Origin of the sequence: Exiguobacterium sp. RIT341 (assembly GCF_000632205.1) — a bacterium.
Lineage (GTDB): Bacteria > Bacillota > Bacilli > Exiguobacteriales > Exiguobacteriaceae > Exiguobacterium_A.
Genome location: NZ_JFYW01000001.1, coordinates 845,280 through 859,978 on the forward strand (window position 1 = coordinate 845,280; position 14,699 = coordinate 859,978).

The 14,699-nt window shown below is 49.0% G+C and carries 16 protein-coding genes; 11 read left to right on the forward strand and 5 right to left on the reverse strand.

The window, feature by feature from the left end; genetic code table 11:
* Positions 1–67: 67 nt before the first annotated feature.
* The 8 genes from parE (at position 68) to BW42_RS04390 (ending at position 8,620) form a co-directional block, all read left to right on the forward strand.
* On the forward strand, positions 68–2,038 hold the full coding sequence (gene parE / locus BW42_RS04355; RefSeq protein WP_035407952.1) for a DNA topoisomerase IV subunit B: 1,971 nt from the start codon (positions 68–70) through the stop codon (positions 2,036–2,038).
* Entirely contained in the window at positions 2,031–4,436 is a 2,406-nt protein-coding gene (parC, locus tag BW42_RS04360) for a DNA topoisomerase IV subunit A (RefSeq protein ID WP_035407954.1), read from the forward strand. The genes parE and parC overlap by 8 nt, the downstream gene beginning before the upstream one ends.
* 297 nt (positions 4,437–4,733) lie before the next feature.
* The gene (locus BW42_RS04365) at positions 4,734–5,204 is read left to right on the forward strand and encodes an NUDIX domain-containing protein (protein WP_230088538.1); all 471 of its coding nucleotides are present in this window, start codon (positions 4,734–4,736) and stop codon (positions 5,202–5,204) included.
* A 285-nt stretch (positions 5,205–5,489) separates the two neighbouring features.
* On the forward strand, positions 5,490–6,137 hold the full coding sequence (locus BW42_RS04370) for a hypothetical protein (protein ID WP_035407956.1): 648 nt from the start codon (positions 5,490–5,492) through the stop codon (positions 6,135–6,137).
* A complete protein-coding gene (locus BW42_RS04375; RefSeq protein ID WP_035407958.1) occupies positions 6,134–6,928 on the forward strand; it encodes a DUF3307 domain-containing protein in 795 nt (264 codons plus the stop codon). The genes BW42_RS04370 and BW42_RS04375 overlap by 4 nt, the downstream gene beginning before the upstream one ends.
* Positions 6,929–6,974: 46 nt before the next feature.
* The gene (locus tag BW42_RS04380; protein ID WP_035407960.1) at positions 6,975–7,526 is read left to right on the forward strand and encodes a histidine phosphatase family protein; all 552 of its coding nucleotides are present in this window, start codon (positions 6,975–6,977) and stop codon (positions 7,524–7,526) included.
* Positions 7,520–8,383: a ComEC/Rec2 family competence protein gene (locus tag BW42_RS04385; RefSeq protein ID WP_231496851.1), complete on the forward strand. Its 864-nt coding sequence runs from the start codon at positions 7,520–7,522 to the stop codon at positions 8,381–8,383. The genes BW42_RS04380 and BW42_RS04385 overlap by 7 nt, the downstream gene beginning before the upstream one ends.
* Before the next feature lie 21 nt (positions 8,384–8,404).
* Entirely contained in the window at positions 8,405–8,620 is a 216-nt protein-coding gene (locus BW42_RS04390) for a DUF3006 domain-containing protein (RefSeq protein ID WP_035407963.1), read from the forward strand.
* A gap of 33 nt (positions 8,621–8,653) precedes the next feature.
* On the opposite strand, the gene BW42_RS04395 is transcribed toward BW42_RS04390, so the two are convergent.
* The gene (locus tag BW42_RS04395; RefSeq protein WP_035407964.1) at positions 8,654–8,881 is read right to left on the reverse strand and encodes a hypothetical protein; all 228 of its coding nucleotides are present in this window, start codon (positions 8,879–8,881) and stop codon (positions 8,654–8,656) included.
* A gap of 224 nt (positions 8,882–9,105) precedes the next feature.
* Here BW42_RS04395 and BW42_RS04400 point away from each other — a divergent pair, with 224 nt between their 5' ends.
* From BW42_RS04400 to BW42_RS04410, 3 genes are read left to right on the forward strand one after another with little or no spacing between them, the layout of a single operon-like run.
* On the forward strand, positions 9,106–10,014 hold the full coding sequence (locus BW42_RS04400) for a MoxR family ATPase (RefSeq protein ID WP_035407966.1): 909 nt from the start codon (positions 9,106–9,108) through the stop codon (positions 10,012–10,014).
* A 2-nt stretch (positions 10,015–10,016) separates the two neighbouring features.
* Complete coding sequence (locus BW42_RS04405) at positions 10,017–11,063, forward strand: DUF58 domain-containing protein (RefSeq protein WP_035407969.1); 1,047 nt, start codon at positions 10,017–10,019, stop codon at positions 11,061–11,063.
* A complete protein-coding gene (locus tag BW42_RS04410) occupies positions 11,060–12,034 on the forward strand; it encodes a hypothetical protein (RefSeq protein ID WP_035407970.1) in 975 nt (324 codons plus the stop codon). The genes BW42_RS04405 and BW42_RS04410 overlap by 4 nt, the downstream gene beginning before the upstream one ends.
* A gap of 245 nt (positions 12,035–12,279) precedes the next feature.
* On the opposite strand, the gene BW42_RS04415 is transcribed toward BW42_RS04410, so the two are convergent.
* The 4 genes from BW42_RS04415 to BW42_RS04425 form a co-directional block, all read right to left on the reverse strand.
* Positions 12,280–12,582 (reverse strand): hypothetical protein, encoded by a 303-nt coding sequence (locus tag BW42_RS04415; RefSeq protein ID WP_155960149.1) that lies wholly within the window; start codon positions 12,580–12,582, stop codon positions 12,280–12,282.
* A 42-nt stretch (positions 12,583–12,624) separates the two neighbouring features.
* The gene (locus tag BW42_RS16270; protein ID WP_155960150.1) at positions 12,625–12,798 is read right to left on the reverse strand and encodes a hypothetical protein; all 174 of its coding nucleotides are present in this window, start codon (positions 12,796–12,798) and stop codon (positions 12,625–12,627) included.
* A gap of 326 nt (positions 12,799–13,124) precedes the next feature.
* Positions 13,125–13,451 carry a hypothetical protein gene (locus BW42_RS04420; RefSeq protein WP_035407975.1) on the reverse strand — a complete coding sequence of 109 codons (327 nt, stop codon included), beginning with the start codon at positions 13,449–13,451 and terminating at the stop codon, positions 13,125–13,127.
* 154 nt (positions 13,452–13,605) lie between these two features.
* Positions 13,606–14,610: a YafY family protein gene (locus BW42_RS04425; protein ID WP_035407977.1), complete on the reverse strand. Its 1,005-nt coding sequence runs from the start codon at positions 14,608–14,610 to the stop codon at positions 13,606–13,608.
* Positions 14,611–14,699 lie beyond the last annotated feature (89 nt).

Sequence of the window (14,699 nt, forward strand, 5' to 3'; positions counted from 1 at the left end):
CTACTTGAAATAACGAACGAACGTTTGTAAAAACGACGTCGTAATTTCGAATTTTGAGGTGAATTGAATGGCGACAGACTTAAATAACTACAATGATGATGCCATACAGGTGCTCGAAGGACTCGAAGCAGTCCGGAAGCGCCCAGGTATGTATATCGGTTCTACCGATCACCGTGGACTTCACCATCTCGTCTACGAGATCGTTGATAACGCGATCGATGAGGCACTTGCAGGATTCGGGGAACAAATTGATGTCACGATCCATAAAGATAATGCGATCACGGTCCGTGACCATGGACGTGGGATGCCGACAGGGATGCATGCATCGGGAAAACCGACTGCTGAAGTCATCTTCACGGTCCTTCACGCCGGTGGTAAGTTCGGTCAAGGTGGATATAAGACGTCCGGTGGCTTACACGGCGTCGGGGCGTCGGTCGTTAACGCCTTATCAACGGATTTGAAAGTAACGATCTTCCGTGACGGGAAACAATATGAGCAAACGTTTGAAAACGGCGGGATTCCGAAGACGACGTTGCTTGAAACGGGTACGACGCGTCAAAAAGGAACGAGCGTCTACTTTAAACCAGATGGCTCGATCTTCAGTACGTTGACATACAACTACGATACGCTTGCGGAACGCTTACGCGAATCAGCCTTCTTGCTAAAAGGTCTGAAGATTACGTTGACGGACGAACGGTCCGACAAACAGGATATCTTCCAGTACCAAGACGGTGTCAGCGAATTCGTTCAGTACTTGAACGATGATAAAGATACGCTTCATCCGACAGTTGCATTCGAAGGAACGGAAAACGAGATCGAAGTCGATATCGCCTTCCAGTTCACGGATGCGTACTCGGAAAACGTCCTTTCGTTCGTCAACAACGTCCGGACACGCGACGGCGGCACACATGAAGTCGGGGCAAAAACAGCAATGACACGGGTCATGAATGAATATGCCCGAAAGAACACGCTTTTGAAGGAAAAGGATAAGAACCTTGACGGAAATGATATCCGCGAAGGGTTGACGATGATCGTCTCGATCCGGATCCCAGAAGAATTCCTCCAGTTCGAAGGACAAACGAAGTCGAAACTCGGCTCACCGGAAGCGCGGACGAGCTGTGACGCTGTCATCAGTCGTCGTCTCTCGACGTACTTGGAAGAGAATCCACAAACGGCGACGCTGTTGATCAAAAAAGCAATTCGCGCTGCGCAAGCCCGGGAAGCGGCACGGAAAGCTCGCGAAGAAGCACGAAACGGGAAAAAGAAAAAACGTTCGAGCATCTTGAACGGAAAACTGACACCTGCGGCTTCAAAAAACGCGGACAAGAATGAATTGTTCCTCGTTGAGGGTGATTCTGCCGGTGGTTCTGCGAAACAAGGACGAAACCGGACGTTCCAAGCAATCCTTCCACTTCGTGGGAAGGTCTTGAACACAGAGAAAGCGAAACTTGCCGATATCATGAAGAATGAAGAGATCAACACAATCATTCACGCGATTGGCGGCGGTGTCGGAGCTGATTTCGACTTGTCAGATTGTAATTTCGACAAAGTCATCATCATGACCGATGCCGATACCGATGGCGCGCATATCCAAGTCTTGCTGTTGACGTTCTTCTTCCGCTACATGCGCCCATTGATTGACGCTGGGAAGGTCTTCGTTGCTTTACCACCGCTCTACCGCGTCTCAAAAGGAAAAGGCAAATCGGAGAAGTTCGAATACGTCTGGGACGAAGAGACACTTAAGAAAACGACGAAGAAGTTCGGTAAAGGTTATATGATCCAGCGTTACAAAGGACTTGGGGAGATGAACGCACCGCAACTCTGGGAAACCACGATGGATCCCGAGACACGGACGTTGATTCGGGTTACGATCGACGATGCTGCCGTAGCGGAAAAACGCGTCTCTGTCCTGATGGGAGATAACGTCGGACACCGCCGGACGTGGATCGAGGACAATGTCGCCTTCGGTCTCGCAGAAGACCTCTCGATCATCGAGAATGAGCACGTGACGAAAGAGAGTGTGAACGAACATGTCTAATCTACAAAACATCCTGAACCTGTCGCTCGAGCAAGTCGTCGGCGACCGGTTTGGTCGTTATTCGAAATATATCATTCAAGATCGTGCCTTACCGGATGCCCGTGATGGTCTGAAACCAGTACAACGCCGGATCTTGTATGCGATGCATACGGAAGGAAACCTGTTCGACCGTGCTTACCGGAAATCGGCGAAGACGGTCGGCGTCGTCATCGGTAACTACCACCCGCATGGTGACTCATCGGTCTATGAAGCAATGGTCCGCTTGAGCCAAGAGTGGAAGCTCCGTTATCCGTTGATCGATATGCAAGGAAACAATGGATCAATCGACGGCGATAGCGCGGCAGCGATGCGGTATACGGAAGCCCGTCTTTCGAAAGTCTCGAGTCTCATTCTCGACGGGATCAATAAACAGACTGTCGATTACACGCTCAACTTCGATGATACGACGGAGGAACCGCTTGTCTTACCATCACTACTACCGAACCTGCTGATGAACGGTTCGACGGGGATTTCCGCCGGTTACGCAACCGAGATTCCACCGCACCACGCGGGGGAAGTCCTTGATGCTGCGATCGGTCGGATTTCCGGTACGGTTCAGAACGTCGATGACTTATTGACGCACATGCAAGGCCCTGATTTCCCAACTGGTGGTGTCGTCCAAGGGCTTGACGGCATCAAGAAAGCGTTCGAGACAGGACGCGGGAAAGTTATCATCCGTTCGCGTTCAACGATTGAGACATTGCGGGGCGGTCGCCAGCAAATCGTTATCACGGAGCTCCCGTATGAGGTCAATAAAGCGAACCTCGTCAAACGGATGGAAGAACTCCGTCTTGATAAAAAGGTTGAAGGTGTCGCCGAAGTCCGTGATGAGACTGATCGTGACGGTTTACGGGTCGTCATCGAGTTGAAAAAGGAAGCGGACGCGGAAGGTGTCTTACACTTCTATCTCAAACAAACGGATCTACAAATTGCCTATAACTACAATATGGTCGCGATCCACGAGCGGACACCGCGGCAAATGGGTGTCTTGACGCTCCTCGATGCGTATCTCGCACACGTCAAGGAAGTCGTCATCCGTCGGACAGCATTTGATCTTGAGCAAGCGAAACGCCGCCAGGAAGTCGTCTCCGCCTTGATGACAGCGATCTCTGTCCTCGATGAGACACTTGCCTTGATCCGTTCTGCATCGAATAAAGCAGATGCGAAGGACAAGCTGATTGCGCGGTTCAACTTCACGGACCGTCAAGCGGAAGCCGTCGTCATGCTTCAACTCTACCGGTTAACGAATACCGATATCGTCGAGTTGCAGGAAGAAGCGGCAAAACTCGAGAAGGAGATCGCTCGTCTTGAGAAGATCCTCAACGATGAAAAGACACGTAATCGTCTCATCATCAAGGAATTGACGGTCTTGAAGGAACAAGTCGCGGACAAACGTCGCTCGACGATCGAAGCGGAAGTAGAAGAACTGAAGCTGAAGACGGAAGTCATGATCGCTGTCGAGGAAACGATGGTCTTCCTGTCGAAGAACGGTTACGTCAAACGTTCATCACTCCGTTCATTCGGTGCCTCGAACGACTTACCGGACTTGAAGGAACAGGATCGTCCGTTGCTCCAAGGGCAAGCGATGACGACCGATCACTTGATTGTCTGGACCGTTCGCGGAAACTACTTGCTGATTCCGGTCCACCAATTGCCGGATACGAAATGGAAAGATGGCGGTCAACACGTCGCGAACCTCGTCCCTCTCGAACCGGGTGACCGGGTTCTTTCAGCGGATCTCGTCCGCTCGTTCGATGAAGCCCATCACTGCTTGTTCGTTACCCGTCAAGGGATGGTCAAACGCTCGAAACTGAGTGATTACAATGCACAGCGGAAGTCAAAACCACTCCAAGGCGTCCGTCTGAAGGCAGACGACGAAGTCTTGTACGCTCAGGTCTCGACGGGTCAAACGGACCTGTTCCTTGCGACACAGAACGGTTTCGGGCTCTGGTTCACGGAAGATGATGTCCCGGTCGTCGGTGTCCGGGCTGCCGGTGTCAAGGCGATCAACCTGAAGGATCAGGACGTCGTCGCGGGTGCGATTGGCTTCAAGGAAGCGCCGCAGATCGTTCTTTTGACGCAACGGGGTGCCTTGAAGAAAATGCGTCTCGCAGATCAGTTCCAAGTCTCGAGCCGTGCGCTCCGTGGCTTACAGTTACTGCGTGATTTGAAGTCAAAGCCACACCGGGTCGCAGCATTGATCGATGTCACGCAAGCAAAGGAATTGGTTCTCAGCGGGAAAGAGCAGGAGAAAACGATCCAAATCGGTTCGTTATCGTTCCTCGACCGCTTATCGAACGGTTCATTCGCCTATGATGAAGAGAAATTCGGTCCATTGCTCGACTGGTATACACGATGAGATAAGGCTCCTCCGGATAGCGGGGGAGCTTTTTTAGATTTAGCAGGGCAGGAGAGGGAATTTTGAGACGAATGCTCGGAATTTTGAGATTTATCGCGAGAAATATCGTTTACAAATTGAAACACTGACCAATAACGGCTACAATAGAAGAAATAGTCAGGTCACGATTCGTCACGAACAAGCGTCGGGTCACGCGTCTCCGCAGCTTTGCTTATAGCGTCAATTGATCAAGCAGCTACGGGACCGTCCCTTTAGCTGCTTGTTGTGCAATCTGCCGACCTTGGAGAGGTGATGAAGATGAAATTCAGACGTCGCGAAAAAGTAGCAATCTATATCACTCGGGAAAAACCTAACGGATGGGAACTACTTGTTTTTCATCCACAATCGGCTCCTGAGAGTGATTGGCAGATTCCTGCAGGTACGATCGAAGATGCTGAAATCGCAAAAGAAGCGGCTGTCCGTGAGACGCTTGAGGAAAGTGGTCTCTCGTTAGCATCCGTCCAGTACATCGGCGAAGAAGAGATGCGCTATCCGGAGCGAATGCGGGTGCATTACACGTATTTCTATCATGCGCACATTGAATGCCAAGAGAACCGCTGGACGCATTGTGTTGCTGGTGACGGTCAGGATTGCGGTGATTTCTTTGATTTCGCGTGGTTGCCGCTTGAACGGATCACGCAACTCGAACGCCGCCATCATATATTCTTGGATCGTTTGATTCATCGATTGGAACGGACACGTCCGTATGATTGTCGAAAACACGGTTAATCCCGTGTTTTTTTGTTTTGTCTCACTATCTTAAGTTTACCTTGATTATGAGACGAATTCTTATAACTATTGATAATATATGTTATGTTAACTTGAATAAAAAAATGATATTTTAGTCAGATCCACTTATCCCCCTGCCATTTAAAAATCGGTCTATCGTCCTGTTGGTCTTCCTCCTTATTCTTTGTTACTCTAATAACAGTAACACTGCAAATGTTACCTTTTAAACGGTAACAAATTAAATGTTTCCATCATTGTGGTAACAAATGAATTGGAGGAATCGTCATGCAAGCTGTTGCTTTGTCGTTTGATGTCAAAGGCTCCCGCGATTATCCGAGCAAAGAAGCGTTACTTCAAGCGCTTCGTGTACTCGCGAACGATTTGAATACAGCATTTCCATTGAGTATTGTTCCGTTTCAAATCAAATCCGGCGATAGTTTACTAGCGGTATTCGCGGATTATCCGGTTAGTTATCCGGTCATTCTGCACTTATTGAATCAAGAATTGCCAGGTTACATCGGGATTGGATTTGGTCAATATGAGACGATTTCGACGACGCGGGCTGAAGAAGCCAATGGTAGTGCGATCATTCATGCTTTCGAAGCACAGGAATTAGCGAAGACGCTTCCATCGCGGATTGCCTTTGCTGGACCGCCCTACTTACCGACTGCCTTGCTAAACGGTTATCTCGAGATGCTGTATCCGGCTTACTTCGGGAAGACGGACCGTCAGATTGAACTGCACCGGTTGATGGATCGATATCCGGATGATACGTATGAAGAGATCGGACTGAAGATGGGCTTCAAGGAACAAGATGCCCGCGTAAATGTCGCAAAACTCGTCTCCCGCTCGCAGCGTAAGCAACGGAAGCGACTTGAAGCTGCCTTGACCCAGGCACTGGAGCAATTCCAAGTCTGGGAGGCGATTCGGTGACCGTCTTACTTAGTCTTTTACTTGTCCATCTACTTGCTGATTTTCCATTACAGACGAAACGAATGGCACAACTGAAACATCGACACCAACGCATCTTACTACAACATCTTGCCGTTCATACGGCTCTGATGCTACTTGTGCTTGCGTTCTTCGTCATCCAAGGGGAATTGACCATCGACATCGCCGGATGGCTTGGAGGCAGCATTCTCGTGTTTCACGCCCTGCTCGATGCTTCCCCGCTCAAACGCCGCGTCAAACAAGCAGTAGCGTACTGGATCGATCAAGCGTTACATATCGTTGCCATCATCGCCTTGACATGGGTGTTCGTTCCGATCGATTGGTCGTTGTCATTCTCGCGACCGGAGCAGATCCTGTGGATTCTTTGCTTTAGTTTAGTGACGACGGAGTTACTCGGTCACGGAATCGCCTTGATGCTCGCACCATTCGCGCCGCGGTTGATTGAAGCGCATTTCGAGCGGACAGTGACACGCAAAGAGCAGTTAGACGGCATCTCGCGGACCGTCACGCACGAAGTCGAAGATTCTGCGCGCAGTTATACGACGGAATTAAGCGGGATCGGACGTTATATCGGTCTCGTCGAACGCGCAATCATCACCCTACTCGTTGTCACAAATGCAACTGGAGCCATTGGCTTCATCATTGCCTTGAAGGCATTGGCTCGTTTTAAACAGTTTGAAGATCGCCGCTTTGCGGAATATTACATCATCGGGAGCTTGCTCAGTATCTTAGGAGCGATTTTATGTGGACTGGCAATCCGTGTCGCTTTGTAAACGATGAATGAAAGTGAGGGAGACGGTTTAATCCGTCGTACGACATATGAAACAAATTGGATTAGTCAGGCATCACCGGGTGACGGAAGGATATCCGACGAAAGGCTGGATTAGCGCTAGCGATATTGAAAAATGGATTGAACGGTATGATACGTCAGAGATCGATATTCAACCGGTCGAGCTCGGTCAGATTGACTGGACAGTCTGTTATGCCAGTAGTATGCCGCGTGCCGTCCAGACGGCGCAAAGCGTTTATGATCAAGAAATCATCGTGACGGATCTGCTGCGTGAAGTGCCGTTTCCAACGATTCGGTCGAATCTCCGATTACCGTTCCTCGGCTGGGCGGTTCTCGGTCGATTCGCAGCCCCGTTCAGTAAACGAATTCAAGCCGAAATCAAGGATGCGAATGAACGGATTGAAGTGCTCTTAAATCAATTAATGTTCGAAGACGACGAACGGGTTCTACTCGTCGGTCACGGCGGCATGATGATTCTGATGCGCGCTGCCTTAAAACGACGCGGTTACAGCGGACCACGGTTCGGTCATCCGCGCAATGGCATGCTGTATCTGTTCGAGAAAGAGGAACCGACATGTTGAAATGGGGATCAACGATTCTATTAGCACTCTGTTTAATCGTCATCTTCTATACGACACGGGACGAAGCACCCCCTGCCCCGACGGCAGGACAGATGGAGATCTATGGTTTTGACGTCGGTCAAGGAGATAGCACGTTCATCCGAACGAAGGAAGATGCGATCTTGATTGATGGTGGGAATAACGGCAAAGGCGAAGATGTCGTCCGCTACCTGCAAAAATTGGGTATCAAACGCTTAACAGCGGTCATTGCGACACATCCGGACGCCGATCATATCGGTGGACTCGATACCGTCCTCGATGCCTTTCCAGTCGACAGCGTCTATGCCCCGCGAGTCACGCATACGACGGAGACGTATCGCGATTTCCTCCTTGCCGTCAAACGCGAAGGAGTGACGATCAAGTCAGTTAAGGCAGGTCTTAAAATACCGAGTGAAGCTGCACGCTTTACGTTCCTTGCTCCTCTAACAGACGGGACACAGGATCTTAACAGCTGGAGTGCCGTCCTCCGGGTCGAACATGGACAAGACCGCTTCCTCTTCATGGGCGACGCGCCGATCCGAACTGAACAACAATTACTCGAGTCAAACACCGATGTACGTGCTGATGTCTTAAAGCTTGGACATCACGGGGCAGACACATCGTCCTCCCTGCCCTTCCTACAAGCTGCATCACCAAAACGTGCCTTGATCTCAGCCGGAAAGGACAATGCCTATCGTCATCCACGTCCTTCCGTCTTACAAGAACTGAAGGCAGAACGGATTACGATTGACCGAACCGATCAAAGTGGAACGATTCAGTATATCTCGACTGGTGACGGTATCAAGGAATCGAACCGGCCTGATTTACGACCGGAATAACTAGACGCGGAGGTGTATCAGATGCGATTGACCGTAGCTGATTTTGAAGATGATCTAGCAATTTGTGAGACCGACGACCGTGAGACGATCACGTTACCGAAAAGTCGTTTACCGCGCCAAGCGACGATTGGCGACCGACTCGATTGGAGCGGACGCTCGATTCGAATCTTACGCAACGAGACGAACGTGCGTAAAAAAGAGATCACCGAGCTGATGGATGATCTCTTTGAAGAATGATGGGATTCCCTCGGTGCGCTGAGGGAGTCTTTTTTAATCAAGTAGACTGATGATGAGTCCAGTGAGGATGCTTGCTGTGAATAAAAAACCAAGCGTATACGTAAGCAAACGTAATCCGATTGGGAGTCGACCGATCGCGGCAAAGGCACGACGATTCGGGGGACCTCCGGAAACGACGCGTTGGTAATCATCGAGCGGACTATGGACGACGTCATGTTGAACGACTGGAGTGGTATCGGATTCCGTAGTGTATTGTTTCATGAGTCCATTCCTCCTTATCTTAGCAACCCTAAATACATTATTCGATAAATGACTTCCTAATCCTGTTTCAATGTTTTTGATATTTCACGAAACTTTTGGATGAAAATGGTAGTATAAAAGGTAGACGTATTTCTAGACCAATCGTTTTAGGAAAATTACTAGCGGTTTTTTCTGAATTTTCGTACACTTTAGAAATACAAAGCATCTTAAAGGGGGAATCATTTATGTTTCAAACGTTACGGACATCACTTAAGCAATCCGTCCTTGGTCAGGACGATGTGATTGATCATTTATTGATCGGTTTACTTGCCGAGGGGCATATTTTACTCGAAGACCGCCCTGGGACTGGTAAGACAACACTAGCAAAAGCACTCGCGCAGACACTCGATGCAAAATTCTCACGTGTTCAATGTACAGCAGATACGTTACCGACGGATTTACTCGGAATGGAGCTGTTTAACCCACTCACTGGGTCGTTCGAACAACGGTTTGGTCCGCTGTTTGCGAACATTGTCCTCGTTGATGAGATCAACCGAACGACTCCACGGACCCAGTCCGCTCTCCTTGAAGCCATGGCAGAGGCGCAAGTGACAATTGGTGATATGTCGTATACGCTACCCCAACACTTTCTTGTCATCGCGACACAAAACCCGTTCGACGGACACGGCACGTTCCCGCTCCCCCATGCGCAACTCGACCGCTTCTTGTTCAAGTTGTCGTTCGCTCCCCTGACGCGTCAAGCGGAAAAAGCATTGTTACGTGGAGCGCATCTGACCGCAGCCGATCTACACATTCCACTTGAACAACTCAACGACTGGAAAGAGGAAGTGGTTGCTGTCACGATTGAGGACAGCGTCGAAAATTACTTACTTGATGTCTGTGACGCACTCCGCGCCCATCGTGACGTTGAGATTGGACCAAGTCCACGAGCGACACTCGCCCTTTTAAAGGCAGCAAAAGCGCGTGCTTGGATGCAAGAGCGGACGTACGTCACACCAGAAGACGTCAAACACTTAGCAACGCCGCTTCTCGCTCACCGACTCGTCCTAACACTTGAAGCGACGCTGAAGTTGTCGAACGAACGTCTCGTTCAGCAGGTTCTCGATTCACTCACCGTTCCAACTGAGGTGTAATCATGCAATTGATCACACCAAAAGCCTTTAACCTCATCATTCTCACCATGACGGGCGCAAGTGGGATCATCGTCGGACTCTATGGTCCTGTTTGGATGGCGGCCTTGTTATTTGCCTATACGATATACGGCTGGGTGATGCCCTATTATCTTGAATATGTCGCGAAGCGGATCCACGTCCGCCTCCTTGAGACAGTCCGTGCTTTCCGGGAAGAAGCGATCCAGATTCCGTTCGAGCTGACGAATCCGACGAAGTTGCCGCTTGGACGGATTACGATTTCCGGTCTACTCGGGGATCAAATCAAGCTTCCTGACGCGAATAGTCAGTTTTGGCGTCAACACATGTATGTCGGTAAACAGACGATCGTCCCGTTTTCAATCGATGTCATTGCCGCACAGCGAGGAACGATTCGGATTCAATCGTTTGACATCATGATCTCGGATCCGTTTCATCTGATGACGATCTATATCACGCTCGACATCCAGGAACTTGGGCATGTCTTCCCGGACTTCGCACCAGCGTCCGTCGAGTGGAACGAGCGGATGATTCCGGGTGAGACGATTGATCGTTCGAGTCCGTTTTCGGATCGTTCGAGTTTTCATTCAGTCGTTCCCTATTCCGGAGATGCGAAATCGATCTATTGGTCTGCCTATGCAAAGACAAACGAACTGTATTCGTATCAATATGATCGGAAACGTAATCATGATTATGCCGTGATCGTCGATGGTCTGTCAGCAGACGGGCTCGCCCTCCGCTCTGACTTCGAGAAACTCTTATCGCGTGCCGCAACAATCATCCGCGAACTCGAAAAACAAGGCGCTTCCTACAGTCTTTGGATCTCGATGGTCAATCGAACGGGTCAGTGGTATCATGTCCCGTCCGGTACGGGGAAACATCAGTTCCTGCGGACGATGGAATGTCTTGCCCGGATCTCAGAATATGACTTACCACTCGAGCGCCGCTATTTCACGAAACGCTTACAACGGAGCGTTCCGTCAACGACGGCAGAGATCCATCTCGGTCATCGGCAGAAAGGGGTGAGCGCATGATTCTCTGGTGGATTTTCCTAGCGAGTCTGTTACCCGTTCCGTTCTATCTAGCACTCGTTTTCCCGGCACTTGCCTTCGTGCCGCACCGCTCGCTTCGGATTGGACTACAGCTACTCGCAGCGGGATTACTGTTCATTCTATCTCCGGTTGCTTGTATTTTAGCTCTTATCTTCGTCGCCTGGACCGCATTTCTTGATACGGTCGAGTCAGCTTGGCGTTACGCCGCAAGTGGACTGATCGTCGGTGGCGTGATGATTCTATTCCCAGGTGTGACTCCACCGCTTGGTGCCTTTTTGCTCCTCTTCCTTGTCGTCGCGTATCCATTCGTCGTCACCTATATGACAGAATGGCGACGTATCTTCTCAACAGTTGGTCTGATGCTGACGTTAGGGCTCCTTTTAGCCGGTCTTTTTCGATTGACGAAGGAAGTACTCGTAGGGTCCGTGACGAATTCGATCCGACCGCTGTTTGAAGCATTTGGCTCCCTCTTCCTTTGGACGGAGCCACTCGGACGAAAAGCGGACAACATGACGAACCGCGCGATGGGACTTGAAAACATCAAAAGCGTGGAAGACGTCAAACAAGCAACGGTCCAAGCGGGAACGTCACATTGGATTTGGATCGTGACGGCAATCGTGACTGTATTGTTCGTTGCAATCACGCTGTACGTCATCCGGAAGCGAAAAGTCATTCCGATTGAAATGGAACAGACTGTCAAACGTTCCAAACAGGTACGAACGCATGCTCCAAAACGTTATAGTCATCACCCGTTGCTGAAGATTGCTTCGCAACTTGAACAAGCCTTCCCAAGACGTCATGAGGAGACGACGCTTGAGTGGTTGATGCGGATTGAGTTCCCGGATGCGTCATCCAATGCGCGTTTAATCGACGGGATTGAATTCAGTACAAGCGAACCCGCCTATGATATCCAAACGTTCCGGCGTCAAGTACGCGAACAAATCGAACGTTAACAAAAAGCCTTTGCTCGTGGAGCAAGGGCTTTTTGTCGCATTAAGTGCGCATCAATTGATTGCGTAGTGTCGTCGCAAGTCACCAGTCGCAGAGACGGTTTGATCCACCATCGCGCCACCACAACATGTCAATATCCGGGAAATCGTCTTAGCGCCAACAAAACATTTCGATGGACGAAAAACAGACCGAAGCGGAAAGAAATGAGTACACTTCCGGACACTTTCGGTTTAGTTTCCTTCAAGCGTTAATTTTCCAGGTGGCTCTGTTCAATCGTTTGAAAAATCGATTGATAGATCCTCAGTTGCTCCGAACGATTCGGTCGTTCGATCCCCTCTCCGAACAACCAGGTCGTCTCTTGCGTATCGTCATAGAGCATACCAGCTGCAAACGTCGGATTCGGCACCGAGATGCTTCCCTCATAGGAGAGACTCGGATCAAGAAACGGTTCGATGGATTTTTGAGAGCCGATGAAGAAAAATGGAATATGTGCTTTCCGGTAGACGGAGGGATAGTCACGTCCTGCTGCCTTATGTAAGTACTCCGGCATGATCATGACGGCGTCATATTGACGTAAATCTCCTTTGATTTCCTACAGATCAATTGAGTGGAAGTCCGGAGATTGTGTAAGAACTGGAGCCGTTCCGACGACAGCGATGGTGAGATCGATGGTACTAGCTTTTGGCGTCAACGTCGATTTTTTCAACATACACACGGTAAGCAGTAGACTGAGTGCAAGTAAAGTCATGACGGTTCTTTGTCTCATCTGTCCCTCCATGATTTCCTGATATTAGGTCTTTCACCTAGTTTCTTTATACCATAAAAATGTGTGGCGTTATGTTTTCGAACAATAGGGAAATCGAGCGAATAAAGTGTCAACGGAATCCGATAAAAAAAGACTCCCTAGTTGGAGTCTTCTTACTTTTCAGCATCGATTTTTGAAGCCTTACGCGCAATGACGACAATAAAGACGATGGCACCGACAGGAATCACGAGCGGCATCCAGTCGAGGATATACTGTGCGTTCATCGTATCCCCCCTTACCTAGCAAGCTATAAGCGTAGCATATGCCAATTGCTGGGGAGTTGCAAGTCACAGTCGGGGTAGAAGCGCGTAGGCAACTGAATAATAGATCAAAACACTTGTTGAAAGCATATACCCGATGAATAAAAGGGGGGTAAATTTAGGTTTCATGCGCCGTTCAATCAAACGTAGCGATCCGATGGTGACAACAAGAGCGATAACCGGACTGAATCCGAACGCGACGATGTCGAGTGATGTCATGACATCTTCTGGTAACACGAGATGAAAGACAAAAAGTGAGAATAAGTACCAAGATGTATAGGATAAACAAACGAAGAACAGGAAAACACCTAGTTTCCGCATCCCGTTTGATCGGCTTTTTTCCATCTGTTGCATGTCGTTCCTCCTACATAAGTATCAGATACCTATAATAGTAACTGGAACTATTCGCTTAAAATATTCAAATATGAATATCCGACAAAAAACGACATTTTTTTATTCAATAATTAAAAAAGCAAGATCCATGGTCAAATGAACCTTGCTTTACCTCTTAAAGAGCAGGTGTTTCGACTTGGTACATCGTCGCAAGACCCGCTACTTTATTCTTGAATGTCTCTCGGCGTTCGACAGGTGCGATGATTTCTGCTTGGTTGCCGAACTGGATCAGCCACATCATGAAGCCGTCAGAAAAGAGCGCATCGACCTTAACCTCGAACCAGAGGTCATCGAGACGACGACAACGGATATCGGTTCCGAACCGGTCAACGACGGTCGGCATCAGACTCTCCTGGAATTTAAGCGTCAATTGCTCGTTCTCTCCTCCATACATGTTGAACATATTACTTAAGTAACTTGGCTCGACATAGACCGGTTCTTCCATCGGTTCGAATGCTTTACAATCAACGATTCGGTCGACCCGATACGTTCGAACCTCTTTGATCCGTTCGTCTCTTCCGATCAAATAGTAATTACCGTTATCCATCAATAGATGTGCTGGTGAAACGAGATAATGCTCGCCATCCTTGCGTAACTCGAACTTTCGCGTCCGTTCGTTGAATTTCCCTTGGTACTGGAAGCTGATGACGAAACCTTCGCTGATTGCTTTCTGAATCGTATCGATTGAGCGGGACGTCATCCCTTTTGGTTTTTTGACAGTATGTAGGACCGGCTGAAGTGACTCCGCCATCTTATCACTCGTCAGGGATTGAAGCGTCTTGACGAGAGATGTTGTCTCACTTTCCGAGATGAACTTCGCACTAGCGATGGCATCGACGAGCAATCGGAGCTGATGATGTTCAAAAGGACGACTGACGAGATGATACGGAATGGCAAGTCCATTCTTCGTCTCTTCCGCCACGACGTCGAAGCCTGATTTAGCAAGTGCTGCAATATCATCCTTTAACGATTTTCGGGATAGCTTCTCGATTAAGCCTCGTTTCGAGAGTTCCATGCTTAATTCCTCAAGCGTCAACGTATGATCTTCATCCGACTGACGTTCGAAGATTTCTCGTACAGCAAGTAAGCGGTCACGGTTTGTTAATTTTTCGTTTGACACTACGCATCCTCATTTCCTAAGTCACAATGGTTTGGTTATACTTTACAGTATACATGAAAAAGAAAATTAGATTAACAATAAAATGGTAA